The 26,666-nt window shown below is 69.4% G+C and carries 22 protein-coding genes; 17 read left to right on the top strand and 5 right to left on the bottom strand.

The genetic code is table 11. The features are described from left to right. Positions 1–147 precede the first annotated feature (147 nt). Together BN1186_RS04910 and coaA are read right to left on the bottom strand one after the other, a co-directional pair. A complete protein-coding gene (locus tag BN1186_RS04910; protein ID WP_040283012.1) occupies positions 148–1,587 on the bottom strand; it encodes an aminopeptidase P family protein in 1,440 nt (479 codons plus the stop codon). 23 nt (positions 1,588–1,610) lie between these two features. Beyond that, the gene (coaA, locus tag BN1186_RS04905; RefSeq protein ID WP_052459814.1) at positions 1,611–2,576 is read right to left on the bottom strand and encodes a type I pantothenate kinase; all 966 of its coding nucleotides are present in this window, start codon (positions 2,574–2,576) and stop codon (positions 1,611–1,613) included. Positions 2,577–2,748: 172 nt separating this feature from the next. On the opposite strand from coaA, the gene glmS reads away from it, so the two are divergent. The 3 genes from glmS (at position 2,749) to BN1186_RS04890 (ending at position 6,533) form a co-directional block, all read left to right on the top strand. Beyond that, positions 2,749–4,584: a glutamine--fructose-6-phosphate transaminase (isomerizing) gene (glmS, locus tag BN1186_RS04900; protein ID WP_040283010.1), complete on the top strand. Its 1,836-nt coding sequence runs from the start codon at positions 2,749–2,751 to the stop codon at positions 4,582–4,584. Positions 4,585–4,797: 213 nt separating this feature from the next. Beyond that, entirely contained in the window at positions 4,798–5,148 is a 351-nt protein-coding gene (locus BN1186_RS04895; RefSeq protein ID WP_040283009.1) for a holo-ACP synthase, read from the top strand. Then, positions 5,145–6,533 carry an NAD(P)H-hydrate epimerase gene (locus tag BN1186_RS04890; RefSeq protein ID WP_040283008.1) on the top strand — a complete coding sequence of 463 codons (1,389 nt, stop codon included), beginning with the start codon at positions 5,145–5,147 and terminating at the stop codon, positions 6,531–6,533. The genes BN1186_RS04895 and BN1186_RS04890 overlap by 4 nt, the downstream gene beginning before the upstream one ends. Before the next feature lie 182 nt (positions 6,534–6,715). On the opposite strand, the gene BN1186_RS04885 is transcribed toward BN1186_RS04890, so the two are convergent. Next, complete coding sequence (locus BN1186_RS04885; RefSeq protein ID WP_040283007.1) at positions 6,716–7,921, bottom strand: Dyp-type peroxidase; 1,206 nt, start codon at positions 7,919–7,921, stop codon at positions 6,716–6,718. An 87-nt stretch (positions 7,922–8,008) separates the two neighbouring features. On the opposite strand from BN1186_RS04885, the gene BN1186_RS04880 reads away from it, so the two are divergent. The 14 genes from BN1186_RS04880 (at position 8,009) to BN1186_RS04815 (ending at position 24,459) form a co-directional block, all read left to right on the top strand. Then, entirely contained in the window at positions 8,009–8,527 is a 519-nt protein-coding gene (locus BN1186_RS04880; protein ID WP_052459813.1) for a copper chaperone PCu(A)C, read from the top strand. A gap of 79 nt (positions 8,528–8,606) precedes the next feature. Further along, positions 8,607–9,746: a glycosyltransferase family 4 protein gene (locus BN1186_RS04875; RefSeq protein WP_040283006.1), complete on the top strand. Its 1,140-nt coding sequence runs from the start codon at positions 8,607–8,609 to the stop codon at positions 9,744–9,746. Positions 9,747–9,979: 233 nt separating this feature from the next. Next, complete coding sequence (locus BN1186_RS15950) at positions 9,980–12,112, top strand: DEAD/DEAH box helicase (protein ID WP_052459812.1); 2,133 nt, start codon at positions 9,980–9,982, stop codon at positions 12,110–12,112. Between the two features lie 72 nt (positions 12,113–12,184). Continuing rightward, positions 12,185–13,102, top strand: coding sequence for a tRNA (adenosine(37)-N6)-threonylcarbamoyltransferase complex ATPase subunit type 1 TsaE (tsaE, locus tag BN1186_RS04865; protein ID WP_074436934.1), 918 nt, complete (start codon positions 12,185–12,187; stop codon positions 13,100–13,102). Then, positions 13,099–13,740 carry a tRNA (adenosine(37)-N6)-threonylcarbamoyltransferase complex dimerization subunit type 1 TsaB gene (gene tsaB / locus BN1186_RS04860; RefSeq protein ID WP_040283005.1) on the top strand — a complete coding sequence of 214 codons (642 nt, stop codon included), beginning with the start codon at positions 13,099–13,101 and terminating at the stop codon, positions 13,738–13,740. The genes tsaE and tsaB overlap by 4 nt, the downstream gene beginning before the upstream one ends. Further along, positions 13,737–14,219 (top strand): GNAT family N-acetyltransferase, encoded by a 483-nt coding sequence (locus tag BN1186_RS04855; protein ID WP_052459811.1) that lies wholly within the window; start codon positions 13,737–13,739, stop codon positions 14,217–14,219. The genes tsaB and BN1186_RS04855 overlap by 4 nt, the downstream gene beginning before the upstream one ends. Further along, positions 14,212–15,255 (top strand): tRNA (adenosine(37)-N6)-threonylcarbamoyltransferase complex transferase subunit TsaD, encoded by a 1,044-nt coding sequence (gene tsaD, locus BN1186_RS04850; protein ID WP_040283004.1) that lies wholly within the window; start codon positions 14,212–14,214, stop codon positions 15,253–15,255. Before BN1186_RS04855 ends, tsaD begins: the two co-directional genes overlap by 8 nt. A 237-nt stretch (positions 15,256–15,492) precedes the next feature. Next, positions 15,493–17,463, top strand: a complete 1,971-nt coding sequence (locus tag BN1186_RS04845) for an ABC transporter family substrate-binding protein (RefSeq protein ID WP_040283003.1) — start codon at positions 15,493–15,495, stop codon at positions 17,461–17,463. Positions 17,464–17,612: 149 nt separating this feature from the next. Then, entirely contained in the window at positions 17,613–19,133 is a 1,521-nt protein-coding gene (locus BN1186_RS04840) for an ABC transporter permease subunit (protein WP_040283002.1), read from the top strand. Between the two features lie 12 nt (positions 19,134–19,145). Then, complete coding sequence (locus BN1186_RS04835; RefSeq protein ID WP_040283001.1) at positions 19,146–20,123, top strand: ABC transporter permease; 978 nt, start codon at positions 19,146–19,148, stop codon at positions 20,121–20,123. A gap of 12 nt (positions 20,124–20,135) precedes the next feature. Next, positions 20,136–21,878: an ABC transporter ATP-binding protein gene (locus BN1186_RS04830; protein WP_052459810.1), complete on the top strand. Its 1,743-nt coding sequence runs from the start codon at positions 20,136–20,138 to the stop codon at positions 21,876–21,878. A 9-nt stretch (positions 21,879–21,887) separates the two neighbouring features. Continuing rightward, the gene (locus BN1186_RS04825; protein WP_040283000.1) at positions 21,888–22,862 is read left to right on the top strand and encodes an endonuclease/exonuclease/phosphatase family protein; all 975 of its coding nucleotides are present in this window, start codon (positions 21,888–21,890) and stop codon (positions 22,860–22,862) included. 32 nt (positions 22,863–22,894) lie between these two features. Beyond that, positions 22,895–24,001 carry a class I SAM-dependent methyltransferase gene (locus tag BN1186_RS04820; RefSeq protein ID WP_052459809.1) on the top strand — a complete coding sequence of 369 codons (1,107 nt, stop codon included), beginning with the start codon at positions 22,895–22,897 and terminating at the stop codon, positions 23,999–24,001. Beyond that, positions 23,980–24,459, top strand: coding sequence for an NUDIX hydrolase (locus BN1186_RS04815; RefSeq protein ID WP_040282998.1), 480 nt, complete (start codon positions 23,980–23,982; stop codon positions 24,457–24,459). Before BN1186_RS04820 ends, BN1186_RS04815 begins: the two co-directional genes overlap by 22 nt. Before the next feature lie 590 nt (positions 24,460–25,049). Here the strand turns inward: BN1186_RS04815 and BN1186_RS04810 are convergent. Further along, a complete protein-coding gene (locus BN1186_RS04810; RefSeq protein ID WP_040282997.1) occupies positions 25,050–25,232 on the bottom strand; it encodes a hypothetical protein in 183 nt (60 codons plus the stop codon). Between the two features lie 149 nt (positions 25,233–25,381). Further along, entirely contained in the window at positions 25,382–26,578 is a 1,197-nt protein-coding gene (locus BN1186_RS04805) for an MFS transporter (protein WP_040282996.1), read from the bottom strand. Between the last annotated feature and the right edge of the window lie 88 nt (positions 26,579–26,666).

Here is a 26,666-nt window from a genome sequence, read left to right as displayed (position 1 = left end):
ACGAAGGAGCCGGGCACGACGAAGGGCCCCCGCAGCGTGCCCAACACCTCCTCTACTGGAATGAGGTGTCACACGCGCTGCGGGGGCCCTTCGTCGTGACGCGGTCCTCGTACCCCGGGCGCGTCACGCCCAGGGACCAGACCGGCGCTACTTCTCGAGCTTCGCCATCCACTGCTCGACGGCGTCGGCCTCGCGGGGGAGCGACTCCGAGAGGTTGACCGGATCACCATCGGTGATCAGGATGTCGTCCTCGATGCGGATGCCGATGCCCCGGTACTCCTCGGGCACCAGCAGGTCGCCCTGCTTGAAGTAGATGCCGGGCTCCACCGTGATGATCATGCCGGCCTTCAGAGTGCCGCCGCGGTACAGCTCAGCGCGGGCGCGGGCGCAGTCGTGCACGTCGAGGCCCAGGTGGTGGCTGGTGCCGTGCACCATCCAACGACGGTGGAAGCCGCCCTCCGCAGCCAGCGACTCCTGCGCGCTCACCGGCAGAATGCCCAGTTCCTCGAAGAACTCGGCCAGCACCGTGATGGCCGCCAGGTGCACGTCGGCGAACAGCTTGCCCTCGCGGCACGCTTCGATGCCGGCGGTCTGCGCCGCCAGCACGGCGTCGTAGACGCGGCGCTGCGCGTCGGTGAACTTCCCGTTGACCGGCATGGTGCGGGTCACGTCGGCGGTGTAGAGGGTGTTGACCTCCACCCCGGCGTCGAGCAGCAGGAGGTCGCCGTCGACGAGGTCGCCGTCGTTGCGGATCCAGTGCAGCGTGTTGGCGTGGTCGCCGCCCGCGGAGATCGTGTCGTAGCCGACGGCGTTACCGAGGTGCCGGGCGTGCAGGCCGAAGATGCCCTCCACCCAGCGCTCGCCCCGACCGTTCTTCACGGCGTTGGGCAGTTCGCGGGCGACAGCCTCGAAGCCGACGCGGGTGGCGTCGACGGCGCGCTTCATCTCGCCGATCTCGAAGTCGTCCTTGCAGAACCGGGCCTCCGAGGCGGAACGCTCCAGGTCGGCGTCGAGGGCCGTGGATAGATCGCCGCGGGCCTCATCGACCAGAGCGGTGACGTCCGGATCTGCGTCGCGGATGACGCGGATCTTGTTGCCGGCGTCGCGCAGCACCTCCGGCAGGTCCGAGATGGGGCGGCAGGTCAGCTGGGTGGCCGCGGACATCTCCTCGAGGGAGTCGCGCTTGCCCACCCATACCTCGCCGTAGCGGGAATCGGCGTAGAACTCGCGGTCCGTGCGCGGCGCGCGCGGCCGGAAGAACAGGGTGGTCTCCTCGTCTCGGATCACCAGCACCGCGTCAGGTTCGCGGTCCTCGCCCAGGCCGGAGTAGTACGTGAACGCGGTGTGCGGGCGGAACCGGTAATCGGTGTCGTTGGAGCGTACCTTCAGCGGGCCCGCCGGGATCACCAGCGTCGTGCCGGGATACTCGGCGGCGAGCTTCTCGCGTCGGGCGGGGGTCCAGTCGCTGGCGGGCAGCTTCTCGGGCATCACGTCCGAGTACGGCTCCCAGTCCTGGACGATGAACTTCTTGAAAGCCTCCGAGTACGGGTCGCGGCGGTTTTCGTTGGAGTCAGAACAGGTGGTCATGCCAGCCACCTTACGCTGCGTCGTCAGACCTTACGGATGCGGATGGACTCGATGGTGTGATCCGGGCCCTTCACCAGGATCGCCGTGGCGCGCTCTCTGGTGGGGGCGATGTTCTGGCGCAGGTTGGGGCCGTTGATGGTGTCCCAGATCTGGCTGGCCAGCTGCGTCGACTCCTCGTCGGAGAGATCCGTGAAGCGGCGGAAGTAACTGCGGTCGTCCTGGAATGCCGTCTCGCGCAGCGCGAGGAAACGGTCGGTGAACCAGGTCCTGATGTGCTCCTCCTCGGCGTGCACGAAGACGGTGAAGTCGAAGAAGTCGCTCACCGCCAGACCTGGGCGGCCGTCGGCCTCCACCCGGGCGGGCTGCAGCACGTTGAGGCCCTCGACGATGAGGATGTCGGGGCCCTCGACGACGATGTGCTCGTCCTTGACGATGTTGTAGACCAGGTGCGAATACACGGGGGCCAACACGCGGGGCTCGCCGGACTTCACGTCCATCACGAACTGCAACAGCGCCCGCCTGTTGTAGGACTCGGGGAAGCCTTTGCGGTCCAGCAGCCCGCGGCGCTGCAACTCTTCATTGGGGAACAGGAATCCGTCGGTGGTGACCAGGTCGACCTTCGGGCTGCCCGGCGCCCGGCGCAGGAGTTCCTGCAACAGGCGCGACACCGTCGACTTGCCCACGGCCACCGAGCCCGCAACGCCGATCACGAACGGGGTGCGCCCCACGTCGAGGCCGAGGAAGTCGTTGGACTGCGCGTACAGTCGCCCGGTGTTGACCATGTGGAGGTGCAGCAGCTGCGTCAGCGGGCGGTACACCTCGACGATGTCCCGCTGGTTGGTGGGATCGCCGAGACCCCTGAGCCGGTCGAGCGTCTCCTCGTCGAGGTTGATCTGGGTGAGGTTGGACTTCTCGGCCCACGCGCGGCGTTGCAGCGTGACGTACGGTTCGGGCACAGCGCTCCTTGGTTGCTGGTTGCAGCGGCCCAGCTTACGCCCGCGCCCCCGTCGCCGTTGAGCCCCGTGAGCAATTGGATAGGGTCACGGATCCGAAACGGTGTTTTGTCGGCGTGTCGCGACCGTGACCCTATCCAATTGCTCACGGCGACATGCGCAACGGGGGATGTCAAGAAGTGCGCAATCATGCTGTACGGTTTCCGACGTGTGTGGAATCGTTGGATACCTGGGAACCCGTGACGGACTCGACGTTGTACTGAGCGGCCTGCGCCGCCTCGAGTACCGCGGCTACGACTCGGCTGGCGTCGCCATGCCGGTCGACGGCCGCATCGCCTGGCGCAAACGCGCGGGCAAGATCGCCAATCTGGAGGCCTCCCTCAAGGAGGAGCCGCTGCCGCGGGCCACCGTCGCCATCGGGCACACCCGCTGGGCCACGCACGGGGCGCCCGTCGATGCCAACTCGCACCCCCACGTCGTCGGCCGCGTCGCCGTCGTGCACAACGGGATCATCGAGAACCACGACCTGCTGCGCGCCGAACTCGACGGCGCCGAGTTCGCCTCGGAGACCGATTCCGAGGTCGCCGCGCACCTCCTCAACAGGGAACTCGACGGCGGGGCGACCAGCCTCGTCGACGCGATGCGCACCGTCGTCGGCAAGCTGGAGGGCGCCTTCACCCTGGTGGCCGTCGACGCCAAGGACCCCGACCGGATCGTCGCGGCGCGCCGCAACTCGCCGCTGGTGGTGGGCAGGGGCGACGGCGAGTACTTCCTCGCCTCCGACGTGGCGGCCTTCATCGCCTACACCCGCGACGCGATCGAGCTGGGCCAGGACCAGATCGTCGAGATCACCCGCGACGGCGTCGAGGTGACCACCTTCGACGGCGGGCCGACCGAGACCACGGACTTCCACGTCGACTGGGACCTGGAGGCCGCGCAGAAGCAGGGCTTCGACTGGTACATGCGCAAGGAGATCTTCGAGCAGCCCAAGGCCGTGGCGGATACGCTGCTGGGCCGCCTCAACGAGCGCGGCGAACTGGTGCTCGACGAGCTGCGCATCCGCCCCGAGACGCTGCGCCGGATCAACAAGATCGTGATCGTGGCCTGCGGCACGTCCTTCTACGCCGGCATGGTGGCCAAGTACGCCATCGAGCACTGGACCCGCCTCCCCTGCGAGGTGGAGCTGGCCTCCGAATTCCGTTACCGCGACCCCATCGTCGACCCCATGACCCTGGTGGTGACCATCTCCCAATCCGGTGAGACGGCCGACACGCTGATGGCCATCCGGCACGCCCGCGAGCAGCACGCCAAGGTGATCGCCATCTGCAACACCAACGGCGCCACCATCCCGCGCGAATCCGACGCGGTGATCTACACCCACGCGGGCCCCGAGATCGGTGTGGCCTCCACCAAGGGGTTCACGACGCAACTGGTGGCCTGCTACCTGCTGGGGCTGTATCTCGCGCAGGTGCGCGGCATGAAGTACGGCGACGAGATCGCCGCGCTGCTGGGCGAGCTGGAGCGCATGCCCGAAGCGATGCAGCAGTTGCTGGACAACCAGCAGCCCGTGCTGGATCTGGCGTCCGAACTGGTCGACGCCACCTCTGTCCTGTTCCTGGGCCGCCACGTGGGCTACCCCGTGGCCCTCGAGGGGGCGCTCAAACTGAAGGAGCTGGCCTACATCCACGCCGAGGGCTTCGCCGCCGGCGAGCTGAAGCACGGCCCCATTGCGCTGGTCTCAGACGGCCTGCCGATGTTCATCGTGGTGCCTCCCCGGGGTCGCGACCAACTGCGCGACAAGGTGATCTCCAACATCGCCGAGGTGCGCGCCCGCGGCGCCCGCACCATCGTGCTGGCCGAGTCCGACGATCAGGAGGCGCGCGCGGTCGCCTCCAGCTTCATCGAGCTGCCGCGGGTCTCCACCCTGCTGCAGCCGCTACTGGCCGTGGTGCCGTTGCAGCTGTTCGCCTGCGAGCTGGCCACGGTGAAGGGCCACGACGTCGATCAGCCGCGCAACCTCGCCAAGTCGGTGACCGTCGAGTAGTCGCTGGTTGAGCCACAGCTGGTTGCGCTGTCTCTGACGGGGGTGCTGCTCGCTGCTGGTGGGGGGTGACCGTCTTCTGCAACGCCCGACCCACCTGCTCAGGCCCCCATCAGAGACTGCGTGATTGTGGGGCGTCAGTGCTGGGCTGCGGCCGAAACTGTTGGTGGTCGTGTTGCCGGAGCGTCCGGTGTTGGGGGCCAGTAGGCTCGAGGCATGATCGTGGGCATCGGTACCGACCTGGTGGTTATCGAGCGCTTCAAGCAGATGCTCGAGCAGCGGCCCGCGCTGGGGGAGCGGCTGCTGACCGACGGCGAGCGCAGGCTCTCCGTCGAGTCCCAGGCCGCCCGGTTCTCCGCCAAGGAAGCCCTCGCCAAGGCGCTCGGATCACCCGGCGGGATGCGCTGGCTCGACTGCGAGGTGGTGCGCTCGGCAGACGGCATGCCGTCGTTCGTGACGTCAGGCTCCGTCGCGGCGCGGATCGAGGCCCTCGGCATCACCCGGATCCATCTGTCCATCAGCCACGACGGTGGCTTCGCAACAACCATGGTGGTGTGTGAGGCATGAAGCAGGTCATCAGCGCCCAGGAGATGCGCGACGCCGAGCAGCGGGTCTTCGACGCCGAGCCGGAGGTCGACCTCATGGGCCGAGCCGCCCGCGCGGTGGCGAAGCTCGCCGAGAGGCTCGCGCCCAGCGGCCCCGTCGTCGTCGCGGTGGGGCCCGGCAACAACGGCGGCGACGGGCTGTTCGCCGCCGCCCACCTCGCCGACCACCGGCACGTCACCGTCTGGCTCGCCATGGGCAAGGGGCACGACGCCGAGCTCGCCGCAGCGAAGGGCGCCGGGTGCCACGTCGTCGACGCCGTGGGTGCAGCCTCCGCGCTGGGGGACGCGGTGCTGGTGATCGACGCGGTGACCGGTCTGGGGTCGCGGCCGGGGCTGCCCACCACGACGGCGACCTTCGCCGAAGCCTGCGAGGCGGCAGGCGTGCCCGTGCTCGCCGTCGATCTGCCCAGCGGCCTCGACGCCGATTCCGGCGCGCTGCACCCCAGCTTCGTCGCCGCCCACACCATCACGTTCGCGGCGTTGAAGGCGTGCCACGTGCAGGAGCCCGCGGCGTCGCGCTGCGGCGAGGTGCACGTCGCCGACATCGGGGTGGCTGGCCCCGAACACGCCGACGTGTGGCAGGCCGAGGAAGCGGACATCGCCCGCTGGTGGCCGACACCCCATGCCACATCGGACAAGTACTCCCGCGGGGTGGTGATGCTTGACACCGGCTCCGAACAGTTCCAAGGCGCGGCGCTGCTCAGCCTCGCCGGCGCCCTGAACTCCGGCGCCGGCATGGTGCGCTACACCGGCCGCGTGCACTCGGGGCTGCTGCTGACCCGCTTCCCCAGCGTGGTGATCGGCGAGGGCCGCGCGCAGGCGATGGTGCTCGGCTCCGGCTGGGGCGACACCGAGGGCGCCGAGGGTCGCGTGTCGAACGCGAAGCTGCACGGCCTGCCCGCCGTCGTCGACGCCGACGCGCTGTACTCGCTGCCGCAGGGTCGCCTGGACGGCTGGCTGCTCACCCCGCACGCGGGGGAGTTGTCGCGGATGCTGGGCTGCTCCCGCTCACACGTGGAGAACGAGCCGCTCAGTTGCACCCGCGAGGTCGCCCGCACGACCGGGGCCGCGGTGCTGCTGAAGGGGGCGACGCAGTACGTGGCGGAGCCGTCGGGCCGCGTCACCATCGCGGTGCCCGGCCCCAACTGGACGGCGCAGGCGGGCAGCGGTGACGTGCTGGCCGGCGTCTGCGGCACGCTGCTGGCCGCCGGGCTGCCGGCGTGGCAGGCGGGCGTGGTGGCGGCGAGCATCCAGGCGATGACCGCAGGCCGACATCCCGGGCCCTACCCGCCCGACGCGCTGGCGTCGCGGCTTCCCGACGTGATCGCCGGGATCACCGCTGGTTGAGCCGACCACCCCCCGAGCTCCTGTCCTGACCAGGCGACGACGAAGGGCGCCCGCAGCGTGAACGAGGCCCCGATCCGGCGGTGAAGGTGTCAGACCGGCTGCGGGGGCCCCTCGTCGTTCGCTGGCGCTCACGCTCAGGGACCAGCGGGCGGGTTTCGACACTGCTCGCTGCGCTGGCAGGCTCAACCAGCGAAGAGGCCTTCGCCGATCCAGCCGCCCTCCTGGAAGCCCGGCGGGATCGCGAACACAGCGGAGCCGATCGCGGTGGTCCATTCGTTGAGCGCATCGCCCTGATCCAGCATCCGCTGCACGGGGATGAACTGATCGGCGATGTTGGCCTGGAAGGCGCAGAACAGCAGGCCGGAGGTCTCCACCGGCTCGCCGTCGATCCATTCGTCATGCGTGTAGTTGAGGCCCCGGCGCATCATCCGCCGGCCGGAGTTGTGGTCCGGGTGGCTCCTGCGGGCGTGCGCGTCGAGCGCGATGATCGGCTCGCCGTCGGATTCAGCCTCCAGGTCGATGTCGTCGAGTTCGTCTCCGCCGGTCAGGGGTGCGCCGTCGCTCAGTCGGCGGCCGACGGAGGCCTCCTGCCGGTCCCGCACGGCCTCGTCCCAGCCCGCCAGATCCATCTCGATGCGCCGCACCACCAGCTGCGTGCCGCCGCTGAGCCAGTCGTCGTGGGAGATGACCGTGTCCATCAGCACGTCGTCGCGCGGGTTGGCTGAGCCGTCGATCTGGCCGAACAGGTTGCGACCGGTCACGGGGGTGCCGCTCTGGTCAACGGAGCGCCAGAAGCCGCGCTGCGTCCACCGGCGGGTGGCGAAGGGCGCGGCGTCGGTCACGAAGCGACGCACGGCGTGCGAGACGCTGGTGGCGTCGTCGGCCGAGACCCACACCAACAGGTCCCCGCCGTTCCAGCGCTCGTCGAGCTTGTCGTGCTCCATCGGCGGGATCTCCTGGAAGCCGGCGGGTCGCTTCGCCTGCAGCCCGTCGAGCTCGAAGACGCCGGAGCCGAAGCCGATCAGGGCGGTGAAGGAGACGCCGGGTTGCGCCATGTCCGGCGCGAAGTCGCCGGCGGCGGGCCGGCCCTCGGTGAGCGCCACGACGTCGCCCGTCCAGGTGCGCAGCAGCCGGCCGAGCGCGGCCTTGTCCGTCTGGGGGAGAAGGTCGAAGGCGACGAGGTCCGAGACCTGCGTCTTCGGGGTGAAGATGCCCGCCTGGTGCTCACCGTAGGGGGAGTAGGTGCGCCCGATCACGCCGTCGTCGGTGCGGGGCGTGCCCGCCACCGTCTCCGGCGCCGTGATCCGGCCGGCGGCGATGCCCGCCGCACCAGCCACGCCGAGGGCGCCGGCGGCACCGAACACTGATCGACGGCTCACCTGGCACATGGCGCTCAGTGTACGTCTCCTCCAGCGGGCGCCTCAAAGCGGTCCGGGTTACCCCTGGGGGTATCTATGCGGGTGTATGGTCGCGGCATGACGTTGCGCCACCTCGTTGTCGTCCTGCCGGCCCTCCTGATCGCCGGCTGTTCCGCGGCCGCACCTGCGGAGACCCCCGGCGTCCTCGCCGCGGACCCCTGGGTGCGCACCACCGACGGTGCCCAGCGCCCGGACATGACCGCCGTTTTCGTGAACCTCACCAACCCGTCGGATGAAGACCGCATCCTGGTGAAGGCCGATTGCGGCGACGTCGCCGAGCGCACCGAACTGCACGTGATGGAGATGGTCGACGGAAAGATGGTCATGATGGAGGCCGAGGGCGGCATCACCGTGCCGGCGGGCAAGCACTGGCACCTCGCGCCCGGCGGCCCCCACATCATGCTGATGGGCCTCACGCGCGAGTTGCCGCCCGGCTCGGAGGAACTCACGTGCACCATCGAGTTCGACGACGGCCAGACGATCGAGCTGCTCGCCCCCATCAAGCAGTTCACGGAGGAACAGGACACGTACCACGAGCACCTCGAGGACGGCACCGAGGTCACCCCGGGCGGCTGACCGCCCCACTTCATCCGTCGTTCACCCGCCGTTCTCCTGACTAGGCGGTTCGGTTCATCGGGAGGAGTATCCTGAGGCTGTGAGAGTCGCGATCGTGGCAGAATCGTTCCTGCCGAACGTCAACGGAGTGACCAACTCGGTGCTTCGCGTTCTGGAGCATCTCAAGGCGCACGGGCACGAGGCGATGGTCATCGCACCCTCCGACGGGGATCGCACCCCGAAGGACTACCTGGGCTTCCCGATCATCCCGGTGATGTCGATCGGCCTGCCCCGCTACGACCTGGTGCGCGTGGTGACCACCACCTCGCACAACATCGAGAAGATCCTCACCAACTTCCGCCCCGATGTGGTGCATCTGGCCGCGCCGTTCATCGTCGGGTTCAAGGCCGCCTCGGTCGCCGCGAAGCTGGGCATCCCCATGGTGGGCATCTACCAGACGGAGATCCCCACCTACGCCGCCCGCTACGGCGTGCCCTCGCTGGAGTCGGTGTTCTGGCACCACCTGGTGCAGACCCACTCGCTGGCCACGCTGAACTTCGCACCCTCCACCTTCGCCCGCGACCAGCTCATCGACCAGGGCGTGCCCCGCGTGGGGGTGTGGGCCCGCGGGGTGGACTCCGTCCGCTTCGACCCTGCCAAGCGCAGTAGCGTCTTCCGCGCCCGCTACGCGCCCCATGGCGAGCGGCTGATCGGCTACATGGGCCGCCTGGCCTCGGAGAAGCGGGTCGAGGACCTGGCCGCCGTCGCGGGCATCCCGAACACCCGCCTGGTGATCATCGGTGACGGCCCGTTGCGTGGCCAGTTGGAGGCCACACTGCCCAACGCCGTGTTCACCGGCCAACTGACGGGGGAGGAACTCCCCGCGGCGCTGGCCAGCCTCGACATGTTCGTCCACCCGGGAGACCTGGAGACGTTCTGCCAGGCCATCCAGGAGGCGAAGGCGTCAGGCCTGCCCGTGGTCGCCCCGCACCGCGGCGGTCCCATCGACCTCATCGACCAGTCCCGCACCGGCTGGCTCTACCGGCCGGGTGACCTGACGGCGATGCGCGGCCACGTCGTCGACCTGATCGGCGACGATGCCAAGCGCGCCGCCTTCGGCGCCGCCGCCCGCGAGTCGACGCTCGAGCGCACCTGGGAGAAGCTGTGCGGAGAGTTGGTGGGCCACTACTCGAAGGCCATCCGGATGTCGATGCGCGGCGGCCACCTCGTCGCCGGCTGAGCTGCTGGGGCAACTAGCCGGGGTTTCGACTCTGCTCGCTGCGCTCGCAGGCTCAACCAGCGTCGAATAGGGTCTGCCGCGGATCTGGTGTAAGCTTGACGGGCCCGATACGGCGCCGAAAGACGCGCCCACGTTGGCGCCCAAGCGCCAAAGTTTTCCGATGAGCGGGCAGTCCAGTCTCAGGTGGACACATTCCCTGGGCGCATATACCCCTCGAAGGGCATTAACAACACATGACTTCACCGAAGCGTAAGGCTCGGTGGTCCGCTGAAAAGCGCGCCACCAAGGGCCTCAATCCTCAGCGTCGTGGCGGCAGCCGCGACGACCAGCGCAGCAGCTCTGCGCCCCTCAACCGTAAGCAGCGCCGCGCGTTGCAGTTCGCCGATCAGCCTCCCTACTCGGAGCGTCGCGACGACCGCGGCGACAGCCGTCCTGCCTCGAACAACCGTTCCGCCTCTGCCGGACGCCGCAACGACGACAGGCCCGCCCGCGGTGGTTGGGGCGAACGTCCCCGACGCGACGACCGCGACGATCGCCGTCCCCGGTTCGACCGGGACGACCGCCCGCGTCGCGATGACCGCGACGACCGTCGCCCCCGGTTCGACCGCGATGACCGCCAGCGGTTCAACGACCGTGATGACCGCCCGCGTCGTTTCGACCGCGACGACCGCCGCGGCGATGACCGTTACGACCGTGGTGACCGTGGTCGTGGAGGCTACGGGCGCCCGTCGTCAGACGCTGGTTCCTCGCGGTCCGCTCAGGGATCGCGTTACGACGACCGTCGTCCCCGTTTCGACCGGGATGATCGCCCCCGCCGTGACGACCGGTTCGATCGGGACGACCGTCGCCCGCGGTTCAACGACCGTGACGACCGCCGCCCCCGTGTTGACCGCGACGACCGCCGCCGCACCTCGTTCGACCGCAAGCCCGGCCGCAACTTCGAGCCCCACGGCCGCGAGGAGCGTCGCCCCCGCTTCGAGCGCGAGCGCGACTCCTTCTCCTCGCAGAGCCACGAGGTGGAAGCCGATCAGATGAGCTGGGAGGCCACCACGGCCGAGGGCGTGCAGGGCGAGATCTCGTCCGGCTTCCTCGAGTTGGGTGTCGACGAGCAACTGGTCCGCGTCCTCGCGGCGCAGGGCATCACCGAACCGTTCCCCATCCAGAGCGCCACCATCGCCGACGCGATCGCCGGGCGAGACGTGCTGGGCCGCGGCCGCACCGGCTCCGGCAAGACGCTCGCCTTCGGGCTGCCAATGCTGACCCGCTTGGCCGCCGGCACCCCCGTCGGCTCGCCGCGCGCCATCATCCTGACCCCCACCCGTGAGCTGGCGCTGCAGATCGCCGACAACCTGGCGCCCCTGGCCGCCGCCGTCGGCATCGACCTCACCCTCATCGCCGGTGGCATGAGCTACGGCCCGCAGTTGAAGGCCTTCGCCCGCGGCGTCGACGTCGTGGTGGCCACCCCCGGCCGTCTCATCGACCTGATCGAGCAGGGCGCCGCAGACCTCAGCCAGGTGGAGATCACCGTCCTGGACGAGGCCGATCACATGGCCGACATGGGCTTCCTCACCGAGGTCACCTCCATCCTCGACGCCACGCCCGAAGAGGGCGGCCAGCGCCTGCTGTTCTCCGCCACGCTCGACAGGGCCGTGGGCTCCCTGGTGCGCACGTACCTCAAGGACCCGGTCACGCACGAGGTGGATTCGGAGAAGGCCTCGGTCACGACGATGCTGCATCGCCCCATGCTGGTGAAGCCGCACCACAAGAACCAGGTCACCGCCGAGATCGCCAACCGCGACGGCCGCACCGTGTTGTTCGCCCGCACGCAGATGGGCACGGACCGCATCGCCGGCCAGCTCCGCGACGCCGGCGTCATGGCCGGCGCGCTGCACGGCGGCCTCACGCAGGGCGCCCGTGCCCGCATCCTCGCCGCCTTCCGCGACGGCACGGTGCCGGTGCTCGTCGCCACCGATGTCGCTGCGCGCGGCATCCACGTCGACGACGTGACGCTCGTGCTGCAGGTGGACCCGCCGCGCGATTCGAAGGACTACCTGCACCGCGCCGGCCGCACGGCCCGCGCCGGGCATGAGGGCGTCGTCGGCACCATCGTGCTGCCGCACCAGCGCAAGATGGCGCGTCGTCTCCTCGACCAGGCCGGCGTCCGCGCCGAGGGCCTGGAGGTGGAGCCCGGCTCGCCCGAGCTCCGCGAGGCCACCGGCGCCCGCCCCGTCTCCGGCGTGGCGATCCCTGAGAGCGAGTACCTGGCCCTCATCGCGCCGAAGCAGCAGGCGCGTCGCCGCCCCGACGGACCCCGAGGGGGCCGTGGCGGCTTCCGCGGCGGAGGCCGTGGCCGCAAGCGCTGGTGAAGCTGGCCCCTTCGTCGTCGCGCGGGGCGCGACGCTCAGGAAGCGATGTGGAAGGCGTAGTATTTCTCCGCTATGACAACTGACCTCGAACTGCGGGTCGCCGAACCGGGCGATGCCGCCGAGCTGCTGGGCGTGATCCGCGCAGCGTTCTCGGCGCGCCGCCCGGTCGAGCCTCCCGCCGACGCCCTCACCGACGACGTGGCCGACATTGAGCGCGTGCTCACCGTCGGCACCGGCGTGGTGGGGGAGGTCGACGGTCGGATCGTGGCGGGGCTCCTCCTCGAGGTCGACGACGACGTGGCCACCCTGCGCCGCGTCTCCGTCGCCCCTGAACACGCAGGCAGAGGCTTGGCCAGGGTGCTGGTGGAGGGGGCGCTGACGCTCGCCGTCGACCTGGGCGCCAGCCGCGTCGAGCTCATGGCGCGCGAGGAGTTCCACGAGATCCTCGCCTGGTGGCGCGAGCACGGTTTCGAGATCCTCAGCGAAGTGCCGCACGGCTACACGCTGGGCCGGGAGTTGCCGGTCATCGTGGACGTGCCCACCGCCGACGACATGCGCGCCCTCGGCGCCCGCCTCGCGCAACTGCTGCGCGCGGGTGATGTGATCGTCGCCACCGGAGACCTCGGCGCCGGCAAGACCACCCTCACCCAGGGCATCGGCGAGGGCCTGGGCGTGGCGGGGCCCATCATCTCGCCCACCTTCGTGATCTCCCGCGTCCACCCGCACCCTGGCGACGGCCCGTCGCTCGTGCACGTGGACGCCTACCGCCTCGGCGACGCCTCTGAACTCGCCGACATCGACCTCGACGCCTCCCTTGCAGAGGCCGTCACCATCGTCGAGTGGGGCTCCGGCCTGGCCGAATGGCTGGCCGATTCCCGCCTCGAGATCGACATCGTGCGCGGCCTCAGCACGGACGAGCGCACCGTCCACCTCACCGGCATCGGCCCCCGCTGGGCCGGCGCCCTCGAACCGCTCAGGGAGCTGTCATGACCTGGACCGTGGGGATCGACACCAGCCACGTGGTGGCCGTCGGCATCGCCCGCGACGGCGAGCCCGTCGCCCGCGTGATCGTCGACGACACCCGCGCGCACGCCGAGGCGCTCATGCCCACGGTGCTCGAGGCCTGCGAGCAGGCCGGCATCGCGCTGACCGACGTGGACGAGTTCGCCGTCGGGATGGGCCCCGGGCCGTTCACCGGCCTGCGCGTCGGCATCGCCACCGCCCGCACCCTAGCGCTCGCCGGCGGGAAGCCGGTGCACGGGGTGTGTTCACTCGACGTGGTCGCCCGCCAGTGGGTCAACCCGCCGGCACAGTTCGTCGTCGCGGCGGATGCGCGGCGCAAGGAGCTCTACTGGGCGCTCTACGACGGCGAGGGCAACCGCATCGGCGAGCCGCAGGTCTCCGCTCCCACCGCCCTGCCCGCTCTTCCCGTCGCCGGCGCCATCCCTGAGGAGTACGCCGCGCTCCTGGACAGGCAGGGCCCGGATCAGCTCGACCCGGCCGTCCTCGCGGCCCGCTGGAGCACGCTCGCCCCCGCCGGTGAGGAGCCCTATTACCTGCGCCCCGCCGACGCGACCGTCCCGGGCAAGCCGAAGTCCGCCCTGCCACGGCTGCGGGCCCGCCGATGAACGTCGACGTCGCCACCCTGGAGGACCTGCCGTCGATCCTCAGCCTGGAGGCCAACTTCGACACCGTCTGGTCCGAGGAATCCTGGCGCGACGAGATCACCGGCGCGGGCCGCCTCGTGCTGATCGCGCGGCAGGCGGAAGGCGTGGTGGGGGTGGCCTGCTTCCAGCATGTCGACGAGGTGGTGGACCTCCACCGGATCGTGGTGGCCCCGGAGCAGCGACGCCTGGGCTTCGCGCGGGTCATGCTCGTGGCCGGGCTGCAATGGGCGATCTCCCGGGGCGCCACGCGGATGCTGCTGGAGGTGGACCACGCCAACGAGCCAGCCATCGCGCTGTACCGCGGCTACGGCTTCCGCCAGGTGGCCACGCGCCGCGACTACTACGGCCCGGGCTCGGACGCGCTCATCCTGGAGCGGCACCTCGAAGGCGTCGACGCGGATTCCGTCGGCATGTGGGATATGGAGGCAGAAGATGACTGAACACTTGGTACTCGGCCTCGAATCGTCGTGCGACGAGACGGGCGTGGGCATCGTCCGCGGCCGCACGCTGCTGGCCAACGAGGTGGCAAGCTCGGTGGACCTGCATGTGCGCTTCGGCGGTGTCGTGCCGGAGGTCGCCAGCCGCGCGCATCTGTCCGCACTGATTCCCACCATCGAGCGCGCCGCGGAGAAGGCGGAGATCGACCTCAAGGATCTCGACGCCATCGCCGTGACCGCCGGCCCCGGCCTCATGGGCGCCCTCGTCGTGGGGCTCGCCTCCGCCAAGGCGCTGGCCGCCTACCTCGGCAAGCCGCTGTACGGCGTCAACCACCTCGTCGGCCACGTCGCGGTGGACCTGCTGGATCACGGTGAGTTGCCCACCCCGTCGATCGCGCTGCTGGTCTCCGGCGGCCACACCTCCCTGCTCCACGTGGAGGACATTGCCACCAAGATCACCGAGATCGGCGCCACCATCGACGACGCGGCGGGTGAGGCCTACGACAAGGTGGCCCGCATCCTGGGCCTCTCGTACCCCGGCGGCCCCGTCATCGACAAGCTCGCCCAGGAGGGCGACCCCACCGCCATCCGCTTCCCACGCGGCCTCACCGCCCGCCACGATCTGGAGAAGCACCGCTACGACTTCTCGTTCTCCGGCCTCAAGACGGCCGTCGCCCGCTGGGTGGAGCAGATCAGGCTCGACGGCGGGGAGATCCCCGTCGCGGACGTCGCGGCGTCCTTCCAGGAGGCCGTGTGCGACGTGCTCACCAGCAAGGCCGTGGCCGCGGCGCAGGAATATGGAGTGGGCACGATCCTGCTGGGCGGGGGAGTGGCCGCCAACTCCCGCCTCCGCACCCTCCTCGAAGAGCGGGCGGCCGCCGTCGGCATCGAACTGCGCAGGCCCCGCCCCGCGCTGTGCACCGACAACGGCGCCATGATCGCCGCCGTGGCCAGCGAGGTGATCCGCGCGGGTGTGGCGCCGTCGGGGATGGGCATCTCCGCGTACTCCGGCCTACCGGTCAACACCATCAGCGTGTGATCTGCGCGCGGCGGGGGCTCTTCGTCGTCGCCTGGCCCGCAAGCTCGCCGGGCGACGCTCAGGGATCGTGCAAAGCGGCCAGACAAGGCCGGGAGCAGAAAGACACAACTGGGTAACAATCTGGTGTCAAAGCGTGGGCACTGCTTCCACACGCGCCATAAAGCTCGCTAAGGTCCAGTCACTAAGCCGGGCTCGCTGTGTGGAGCCCGCGAGAGTCGGAGACGACAAGGAGATTCAATGAAGTTCAGGCGAACCACCGCCTCGCTGGCCGTCGTGCTCAGCGGCGCGCTGATGCTGGGCGCGTGCACCAGCGGCACAGAGACCGAGACCCCGGGGACGGACGACACCACGGCCGCCACCACCGAGACCACCGGCGCCACCACCGACGAGACGACCCCCGCCGAGGGTGGCGAGACCACCGCGGCTGAGCCTGGAGAGGGCGGCGGCGCTGCCTCCTGCCTCCAGGACGTCGGCATCACCGAGACGCAGGACGGCGACGTCCGCTTCACGGCGGGCCCCGGCGACTGGAGCGGCTACAACTCCATCACCTCGAAGACCTACTCGACGTACAACTCCGCTGTTGCGCAGCACATGTTCTCGAGCTTCGTCTACTTCGGCACCGATGGCACCATCTGCGACAACACCGATTTCGGCACCTACGAGGTCCTCTCCGAGGATCCGCTGGAGATCAAGTACACCATCTCCGAGGAGGCCGTCTGGTCCGATGGCACCCCGGTGACCATCAACGACTACCTGATGGACTGGGCCGCCCAGAACCCCGAGTTCCTCGTCCCCGGCTACGCGACGGGTGAGAACCCCGACGCCGCGCCGATCTTCGACCACGTCTCCGCCTCCTTCGCGCAGTACGTGCCCGAGGGCCCGCAGGGCGAGGTGGGCTCCAAGGAGTTCACCGTCACCTACTCGGATCCGTACCCGGATTACAAGCTGGTCATCGGCTCGGCGCTGCCGGCCCACGTCATCGCGCAGCAGGCCGGGCTCGAGCCCGACGCCCTCGCGCAGGCCGTCCTCGACCGCGACGCCGAGACCGTCAAGTCCACCGCCGATTTCTGGAACACCGGCTGGGCCTACAACCCGGGCGAGCTGCCCGCGGACATGGGCACCGTGCCGTCCTCCGGCCCGTACAAGCTGAAGGCTGACGGCTGGACCGCCGGCCAGTCCATCACGCTCGAGGCCAACGACAAGTACTGGGGCACCCCCGCCGGCACCCAGAACCTCGTCTTCCGCTTCCTGGATGACGCCCAGCAGGTGCAGGCCCTCCAGAACGGCGACGTCCAGGCCGTTGAGCCCCAGGGCACCGTCGACATGATGGGCCAGCTCGAGGCCATCGGTGACGCCGTCACCGTCGAGTCCGTCTCGTCGCTGACGTGGGAGCACCTCGACTTCAACTTCCGTCCCGCCGGCCAGGTCCCCGTGCTCGACGACGAAGGCAACGAGACCGGCGAGACCCGCGACTACGCAGGCTCCGTGTTCGCCGACGACCAGGGCGGCATCGCCCTGCGCCAAGCCTTCGCCTACTGCGTGCCGCGCCAGCAGATCGTTGACCAGCTCATCAAGCCGCTCAACCCGGATGCTGTCGTCATGAACGCCCGCGAGGTCTTCCCCTTCCAGGACACCTACCAGGAGGTCGTGGACGCCGCTTACGGTGGCGAGTACGACGAGGTCGACATCGAGAAGTCCAAGGAGCTCATCGCTGAGGCCGGCATCGCCACCCCCATCGATGTGCGCATCGGCTACCGCGCCGGTAACCAGCGTCGTACCGACATCGTCGCTTCGATCGCCGCTTCCTGCAAGGACGCCGGCTTCAACGTGATCGACGCCAACGCTGCCGACTTCTTCGAGGTGGCGCTGCCCAACGGTGACTACGAAGTTGCTCTGTTCGCGTGGGCTGGTTCCGGCCAGATCGCCTCCGGCCAGAACATCTACGCCTCCAACCGCCCGCAGAACTACGGCAAGTACTCCAACGCCGACGTTGATGCTGCGTGGGAGAAGCTCGCCACCACGCTGGACGAGTCCGTCCAGCTCGAGGCGACCAAGGAGATCGAGAAGCTGCTCTGGGACACGCTGTACGGCATTCCCGTCTTCGCCCACCCGAAGACTGTCGCTTCCGATGCGAACATGAAGAACGTTCGCGCCACGGCCACCCAGGACGGCATTTCGTGGAATGCCCCGCAGTGGCAGAACAGCTGAGCCTGAACCCCGTGTTCAGTAGCTGACTGGAGAGGGGCAGGTGACCCGGGCATCGGGTCACCTGCCCCTTTCACGTTGTCTACGTGTAGACTCCCCACCGGCCATTGGTGGCACAGCCACCCGGCAGCACCCACCCACAAGGACCATCCGTGATCAGATACATCGCCAAGCGCTTGGGGATTTCGCTCCTCGTCCTGCTGCTCGGTTCGCTGTTGCTGTTCGTTCTGACGATCAACTCCGGCGACCCGCTCGAGGATCTTCGAGAGTCGAACGCCCCCAACCGCCAGAACCTCATCAACCAACGCATCGCCTTCATGAGGCTCGATGACCCGTGGTACGAGAGGTACTTCGACTGGTTGAGGGGAGCGGCTGGCTGCGTCGTCGGTGCGTGTGATCTGGGCGTCGACCGCAAGGGCCAGGACGTGGGCGCCATGGTGGTGCACGCGGCCGGCTCCACACTCCGGCTCGTGGTGCTGGCCACCTTCTTCGCGATCATCATCGGTGTGGCCCTGGGTATCGTCACCGCCATCCGCCAGTACAGCGGTTTCGACTACGCCGTCACCTTCATGGCGTTCGTGTTCTTCTCGCTGCCGGTGTTCTGGTTCGCGGTGCTGCTGAAGCACTACGCCGCGATCGAGTTCAACGACTGGATCGTCGAGGCGGCCATATCGCCGCCGACGATATTGATCATCTCCGCCATCCTCGCCTTCATCCTGATGGCCGCGATGGGCGGCCACTGGAAGCGCCGCCTGGCGTCCTTCGGCATCGCGTTCGTGGTGTTCGCCGCGGCCCTGTTCTACTTCGACGCGGTCACCTGGTTCCGCCAGCCGTCGATCGGTCTGCCGATCTTCGCGATCGTGGGGCTGGCCATCGCCGCCCTCGTCATCGTGATGACCACCGGCTTCGACAACAAGGCCGTGCGCAACGCCGTGGCCACCACCGCCGTCGCGGGCATCATCGGCTACGGCCTCATGCGCGGCACGCTCATGTCGAACCCCTCCACGCTCATGCTCTTCCTCTGCCTGCTGGCGGCCATCGCCGTGGCGGTGATCAGCGGCTTCGCCTGGGGTGGGTTCTCCCGCCGCCAGGCCATCTCGGGCTCGTTCATCTGGGCGCTGCTCGCCTCGCTCCTGGCGCTGGCCGATCTCGCGCTGAGCAACTGGAACGGCTACCTGCAGGACCAGCGTCGACCCATCCCGACGATCGGCTCGGAGACCCCGAACTACTCGTCGACCTACTGGAACCACTTCATCGATTCTGCCACCCACCTGGTGCTCCCGACGATCGTGCTGACGCTGATCTCCGTGGCGGCCTACACGCGCTACACCCGCGCGTCGATGCTGGACGTCCTCAACCAGGACTACATCCGCACCGCGCGGTCCAAGGGCATCTCGGAGCGCAAGGTGATCACCCGCCACGCGTTCCGCAACTCGCTGATCCCGCTGGCCACGATCGTGGCCTTCGACTTCGCCGGCCTCATCGGCGGCGCGGTCATCACGGAGAGCGTCTTCGGCTGGCAGGGCATGGGCGCCATGTTCCAGACCGGCCTCAACCAGGTGGACCCCCAGCCGGTGATGGCGTTCTTCCTCGTCACGGGCACGGCGGCGGTGGTCATGAACATGATCGCCGACCTCGCCTACGCCTTCCTCGACCCGCGGATCACGCGCTAAGGAGCGGGAAACATGACTCAAGACCCCAACAACCTGCTCAACGAGCGCGAAGAGGACCTTCAGTACTCGATTGAAGAAGACGTCCAGACGACCAACACCAGGTCGTACTCGCAGGGCCAGCTGGTCCGCCGTCGCTTCTTCCGGCACAAGGGCGCCATGATCGCCCTGGTGATGCTGATCTTCATCGTGCTGCTGGCCTACACGTCCATCGGCTTCGGCCCGGTGCCCGGCTGGTGGGACAAGAACTACCTGGACACCTACGCCCCGGTCAACGGCGGCAAGCCAACGTTCCAGTTCTGGCCCCTCCAGTTCGGTGAGCACCCCATGGGACAGAACACCATCGGCAAGGACTACTTCGCCCTGGTGATGAAGGGCGCGCAGCAGTCCCTGTTCATCGCCTTCATGGTGGGCCTCCTGGCCACGTTCATCGGCACCGCCGTCGGCGCCATCGCCGGCTACGTGCGCGGCTTCGCCGAGTCCCTCCTCATGCGCATGACGGACCTGTTCATCATCATCCCCACGCTCGTGCTCGCCGCCGTCCTCGGCCGGATGGCCGGCGCCAGCATCTTCCTGCTCGCGCTGGTGCTGGGCCTGGTGTCCTGGACCGGCCTGGCCCGCCTCGTGCGCGGCGAGGTGCTGAGCCTCCGCGAGCGGGAGTTCGTGGCCGCCGCCCGCGCCGTCGGCACGCCCACGCCCCGGATCATCGTGCGTCACATCCTCCCCAACGCGCTGGGCACCATCGTGGTCAACGCCACGCTGCTGATCTCCTCGGCGATCCTGCTGGAGACCGCCCTGTCCTTCCTCGGCTTCGGTGTGAAGGCGCCTGACACCTCGCTGGGCCTGCTGGTCTCCGAGTACCAGAACGCGCTGACCACCCGCCCGTGGCTGTTCTGGTGGCCGGGCATGTTCATCCTCGCGATCGCGCTGTGCGTCAACTTCATCGGTGACGGCCTGCGCGACGCATTCGATCCCCGTCAGCAGATGGACTGAGGTAGACCAAGCATGACCATTCATCACGGATACGAGAAGTCCCGTTTCAAGGGGGAGAACCCCGCGCTGAAGTTCGACGACCTCGACGTCAAGTTCAAGACCGAGTTCGGCACCGTCCACGCCGTCAAGGGCCTCACCCTGGCCGTGGAGCCGGGCGAGGTCATGGCGCTGGTGGGCGAATCCGGTTCCGGCAAGTCCGTCACCGCCACCACCGCGCTGGGCCTCCTGCCCAAGACCGCCCGCATCGAGGGCCAGACGATCGTCTCGGAGAAGAAGATCGGCGAGCTGAGCGCCCGCGAGCTGCGCAAGCTGCGCGGCAACCGCGTGGCCATGGTGTTCCAGGAGCCCATGACGGCGCTCAACCCCGTCATCCGGATCGGTGACCAGCTGACCGAATCGATGGAGGTCCACGGCGTCGCGTACGGGCGGCAGGCGTGGGACCGCGCCATCGACCTGCTCAACGCCGTCGGCATCCCCAACGCAGAGCGCCGCGTCAAGCAGTTCCCGCACGAGCTTTCCGGCGGTATGCGTCAGCGCGTGGTCATCGCCATGGCGCTGGCCTGTGACCCGGAGGTGATCATCGCCGACGAGCCCACCACCGCCCTCGACGTGACCGTCCAGGCCGAGATCCTCGACCTGCTGCGCTCGCTGAAGGACAAGCTCAACACCGGTATCCTGCTCATCACGCACAACATGGGCGTCGTGGCCGACATGGCCGACAACGTGGCGGTGATGTTCAAGGGCAACATCGTGGAGCGCGGCTCCGTCGAGGACGTGCTGCTCCACCCCGAGCACCCCTACACCAAGAAGCTGCTGGCTGCGGTGCCGCACCTGGGGGAGGGCCACGGCCAGTTCGGCGTCGCGCCCAACCCGGTGGAGGCGGACGCCGAAATGGCGCTCGACGTGAACAACCTCGTCGTCGAGTACAAGCGCTCCGGTAAGAAGCCGTTCCGCGCGGTCGACGATGTGAGCTTCGACGTGCGCCGCGGCGAGATCGTCGGCCTCGTCGGCGAGTCCGGCTCCGGCAAGTCCACCATCGGCCGCGCCCTCCTGGGTCTCATCCCGTCCGAATCGGGCGAGGTGCGGGTGCTGGACCAGGACCTGTTGGCCATGAAGGGCGCCGAGATGCGCAAGCTCCGCAAGCGCATCGGCGTCATCTTCCAGGACCCGGCCGCCTCGCTGAACCCCCGCTTCCCCGTGGGCGACGTCATCTCGGAGCCCCTGGAGGTGCACAAGGTGGGTAACGCGAGGGAGCGCGAGAACCGCGTGCACGAACTCCTCGAGGCCGTGCAGCTGCCCCGCTCGGCGTACAACCGCTACCCGCACGAGCTGTCCGGCGGTCAGCGCCAGCGCGTCTCCATCGCGCGTGCGCTCGCCCTCCGTCCGGATCTGCTGATCGCGGACGAGCCCACCTCGGCGCTCGACGTGTCGGTGCAGGCGCAGGTGCTGGAGATGTTCACCACGCTGCAGAAGGAGTTCGGCTTCGCCTGCCTGTTCATCTCGCACGACCTGGCGGTCATCGACTCGTTGGCCCACCGCGTCGTCGTGATGCAGTACGGCAAGATCGTGGAGGCCGGCACCCGCGAGGAGGTGCTCCTCAACCCCCAGCAGGAGTACACGAAGCGACTGCTGGCGGCCGCCCCTGTCCCGGACCCGATCGAGCAGCGGGAGCGGCGCGAGAAGCGCCACGCACTGCTGCGCGAACTGGGCGACACCGTGGTGGAGCTCGACACCCGCGAACTCGACCAGGGGTAGCCTCCGCGCATGCGCGTCCTCGGCTGGATCCTCCTGATCCCCGGCGCCCTCGGGGCGCTCGTGCTGGTGCTCCTTCGACTGTTCCCGGCGACGCACGCCTGGCACGCCGCCGTGATCGTCGCGGCCACGTTCATCCCGTTCCTGTGGCTGCCGGCGACGGTGGCGCTGCTGGGGCTGCTGCTCGTGGCGCGCGGCTGGTTGCGCCTGCTCGCGGTGCTGGGGCTGGTGGCCGCGCTGGTCTTCTGGGGGCGGGGCTTCCTGCCCGAGCCGGAGCGTGACGGTACGCCGGACACACTCGGCTTGAGCGTGTTCATGCTGAACACGCAGTACGGGCGCGCAGACGTCGCCCAGGTGGCCGCCGTCGTCGACGAACATGACCCCTACGTACTGGTGTTCCTCGAATACACCTCCGGGTTCGACGCGGCCCTGCGCGAAGCCGGCCTGCTGGACGACTTCCCGCACCAGGTGGGCACCATCCGGGAGGACGCCGGCGGCACCATGATCCTCGGCAAGGCGCCGCTGACCGAGGTAGAGCGACTCGAGACCACGCCGTTCGACAACATCGTGGTGACCACCACCACGCAGACCGCCGTGGGCGAGGTGGAGTGGACCCTCGCGGGCATCCACACCGCCCCGCCGCAGATGGGCGCAGACCTGTGGGCCGCAGACGGCGTGGCCGTGCGCGACCTGGCCGGGCGGCACCTGACGGACCGGCTGGTGATGGTGGGCGATTTCAACGCCATCGACCAGCACCACACGATGCGCCTGTTGACCAACGCCGGCATGATCAACCCGCGGTCGAAGGCGGAGGGGTTCGACGGTTGGCGCCCCACGTGGCCCGTCGGCAAAAGAGTGCCTCCCTTCGCGCACATCGACCACTTCCTCCACTCGCCGGGCGTGGCGGGCTGGGCGCCCACCGCGGTGGAGATCGACGGCAGCGACCACATGGGCCTGGTCGTCCCGGTGCCCGCGCCGCGCTCGTGACGGGGAGGCGGCTGGCCGCGCTGGAGGTGGCGATGACCGAGGCGGATCCGTCGTCGCTGAAGGCGGGGGAACGACTGCGCGCCAGCTTCGCGCCCGAGGATGTGGCCTGGGCGCTCACGCAGGCCGTGCTGCGCCGCAAGGCAGCCGCGAAGTTCTCCCGGGCGCACCAGATGCTGTTCACCCCCGACGGCCTGGAGCAGGCCTCCCGCGAGCCGGTGGCCCGGTGGCGCGCCGAGCGTTTCGCCGCGGCGGGAGTCGCGGAGGTGTGGGACCTCGGCTGCGGCATCGGCGCTGACGCGATGGCCTTCGCGGATGCCGGGCTGCGGGTCGTCGCGGTGGAGGTGGACGCTGAGACGGCGGCGGTGGCTCAACACAACCTCGACCTGGCGGGCGCTGGAGAGGTCCGCGTCGGTCGCGCGGAGGACATGGACGTGCCTGCTGGCGCGGCGGTGTTCCTCGATCCGGCGCGCCGCACGGCCCGCGGCCGCACCTGGCGGGTGGAGGATTTCACGCCGTCGTGGGCCTTCGTGCTGGGCCACCTGGCGGGGGAGCGGTTCGCGTGCGTGAAGCTCGGCCCCGGCGTGCCGAAGGAACTCATCCCCGCCGGCGTGCAGTCCACCTTCGTCAGCCACCGCGGAGATGTGGTGGAGGCCTCGCTGTGGAACCGGCTACCGGCGGGTGCGCGTGCCGTGCTGGTGGGCAGCGGCGAACTCGGCCCTGAGCACCGACGCGAGCTCGCGGTGCGCCCCGTCGGCCGTTATGTCATCGAGCCCGACGGCGCGGTCATCCGGTCAGGCCTGCTCGACGCCGTCGCCCCGGAGCACGACCTGTGGCTGCTGGACGCGCACATCGCCTACCTCTCCTCCGACGAGCCGCTCTCCTCCCCGTTCGCCACCACCTTCGAGGTGATGGAGGACCTCTCCTACGACGCCAAGCGGCTGCGGGCCTGGGTGCGCGAGCACGCCGTCGGCACCCTGGAGGTCAAGAAGCGGGGGATCGACGTCGACCCCGCCGCGCTGCGCAGGCAGCTCAAACCCAAGGGGCCCAACGCCGCCACGCTCATCCTCGCCCGCACCGTCGAGGGCACCCGCGCGTTGGTGTGTAGGAGAATCGAGCCATGCCCTTCTCACCGGAACTGACCACGCTCGGCTACATCACCTCGGCGGACCGCTCGAAGGTGCTGCTGTGCCCCCGCGTCGCCCGCTCGCACGACGAGCAACTCGGCAAGTACAACGGGCTGGGCGGCAAGGTGGAGCGGGGCGAGGACGTCGCCGAAGCGATGCGCCGGGAACTCCGCGAGGAGGCGAACATCGAGGTGACCGGGATGGAACTGCGGGGCACCGTGGCCTGGCCCGGCTTCAACGGGCGAGACGTGTTCGGCTTCGTGTTCCTGATCACGGGCTTCACGGGGGAGATCCCCGCCAGCAACGATGAGGGCACCCTCGCCTGGCACGACGTGGCCACCATGATGGAGCTTCCCATGTGGGACGGGGACCGCCACTTCCTCCCGCTGGTTTTCGATGGCGGCCCCCAGTTCCACGGCGTCATTCCATACGACGGCGGCCACAGCGTCGGGTGGCGGGTGTCCCGAGGCTAACTACCGCAGCCCACGTGCCCGTCCACGTCAGCGGTTGCCCGGTGAGCTCGGCCGGGAGGCTGCTCACGCCTGCTCTGGGGAGCCCTGGCCGGGGCCGTGGCGCCGGCGTGCACCTGGGGCGCTCAACGGGTCGCGTCGGAGGCGCGGTCGTGGGCGGCGCAGTGGTCGGCGGGGGCGTGGCCCGGGGGAGGCGTCTCCGCGCACACCTCCACATCGACCTGGGCGTCGCCTCGGCGAGGTGGCTTCCTTGGTGTCAGTAGCGCACACCTCCACATCGACCTGGGCGTCGCCTCGGCGAGGTGGCTTCCTTGGTGTCAGTAAACATCCCTGTGAAACATGGTGACCCCCATGCGTGTCGTCGGACGACGCCGCTGCTCACCGCCCCGACCTGCCCCCCCCGCCCTCCGTGAGCAATTGGATAGGGTCACGGCGCGACACGCCGGGGAAAACGCCCTCGACGGCCGGTGACCCTATCCAATTGCTCAAGGAGGCACAGTTGCGCACCGACCACTGGGGCCTCCACACGGTCACCGAGTTCAGGCCTCCGCCGCCGCAGGCATGATCACCAGATCCGCGACGGCGCCGTACGCCTACGCGGAGACTGCCATCGTCGACCTGTGTTGCGAGGCGGGCTTGCTCGTGGTGAAGACCACGGCCGGCGCCGTGACGCTGAACCACACGTGCCAGGTTGACGACGACGCGGAGGTGCCGCTGAGGGGCAGCAACACCGTCGAGGTCATGTGGGCTACGCCGGACGGCACCGAGTGCAGCACCAGTCACGAGGTTGTGCTTCCTGGCCGAAGCCCGTCCTGGGTGGACCGGGCCGGTGCGGAGCAGCCGGGTCTGGTGGTGGCGTTGATGACGGTGCTGCTGGGTCTCGGCGCGTTGGTCAGGCATCGCCGGGGCGGGCGCCGCTGGCGTATCAGGTGGCCCTCCTGCCCTCCAACACCGCGGCCAGGAGTGCCACCAGCAGGCCCGCCAGTGGCACGATGAGCAGGCCCATGCGCAGTGAGGCGTTGTCGGCGATCGCCCCCACGATGGGTGGGGAGACGAGGAAGCCGACGCGCAGCAGCCACGAGACGATGGTCAACCCGGTGCCGGGCTTCAGGCCCTTGACGTTGTCGCCGGCGTGCATCGCCGCGGGCACCAGGGTGGCGCAGCCCAGGCCCGCGGCGGCGAAGCCCGCCACGGTGCCTGGGATGCTGGGGAACGCCAGAGCCAGGCCCATGCCTGCGGCGATGAGGAGGCCTCCGGCGCGGGCGACGGTACGCTCGCCCCAGCGGTTGACGAACCAGTCGCCCAGGATGCGGCCCACGAACTGTGCCCCCACCAGCGACACGAAACCGAAGGCGGCCAGCGCGGCTGGCGCGCCCAGCGTCTGGAGGTAGAGCGTGGCCCAGGAGGTGCCGAGGTCCTCCACGATGCTGCCTCCGATGGAGATCAGCGAGAGTGCGGCCAGCACTGCGACGATCCGCCAGTTGACGCCGCGACGGGTCTCTCCCGCCACCTCGCCGGGGCTGGCTACGGCCTGCTCGTCGCCGTCGCGCCCGGGCAGTGCGTTGCGTTGGGCCAGGACGGCCACGACGGTGAACAGCGCCGCGGAGATCGTCAGGTGGATGCCCAACGACAGCCGCAGCGCGATGGCGGCGGCTGCCATGAGTCCGCCGGCGACCGCGCCCATGGACCAGAAGGCATGGAACGAGTTGATGATCGACCTGCCGTAGCGGCGCTGCACGCGCAGGCCGTGGGCGTTCTGCGCGACGTCGATGATGGCGTCGGCCGCGCCCACCGCGAGCAGCGACAGCGCGAACAGCGCGAGGTTGGGGGACAGGCCTGCGGCGAGGATGCACAGGCTGGCCAGCATGGTGCCGAAGGTGGCCACCCGGGCGGAACCGAACCGTCGGATGAACCAGCCGGCGGCCAGGCCCGCCACGATGGCGCCCACCGGCATCGCGGCGACGGCGAGGCCGTAGACGGTATTGCCCAGCCCCAGCGCGGCCTTGATCTCCGGGTAGCGGGGCACCAGGTTGGCGAGGATGGCGCCGTTGGTGAAGAACATCGCGTTGACGGCGAGGCGCGCGTTGCGGTCGACGCGTGAGGGGGTGGGTCCAGCAGGCATGGGTACGAGCGTACGCACATCGTCCTCGCCGCCCTGTCCACCGTGAGCAATTGGATGGGGTCACGGTGCGACACGCCGGGGAAAACGT

The organism is Tessaracoccus massiliensis (assembly GCF_000826065.2).
Lineage (GTDB): Bacteria > Actinomycetota > Actinomycetes > Propionibacteriales > Propionibacteriaceae > Arachnia > Arachnia massiliensis_A.
The sequence above is the reverse complement of the archived record's forward strand: the minus strand, read 5'-3'. Positions and strand labels throughout refer to the sequence as shown.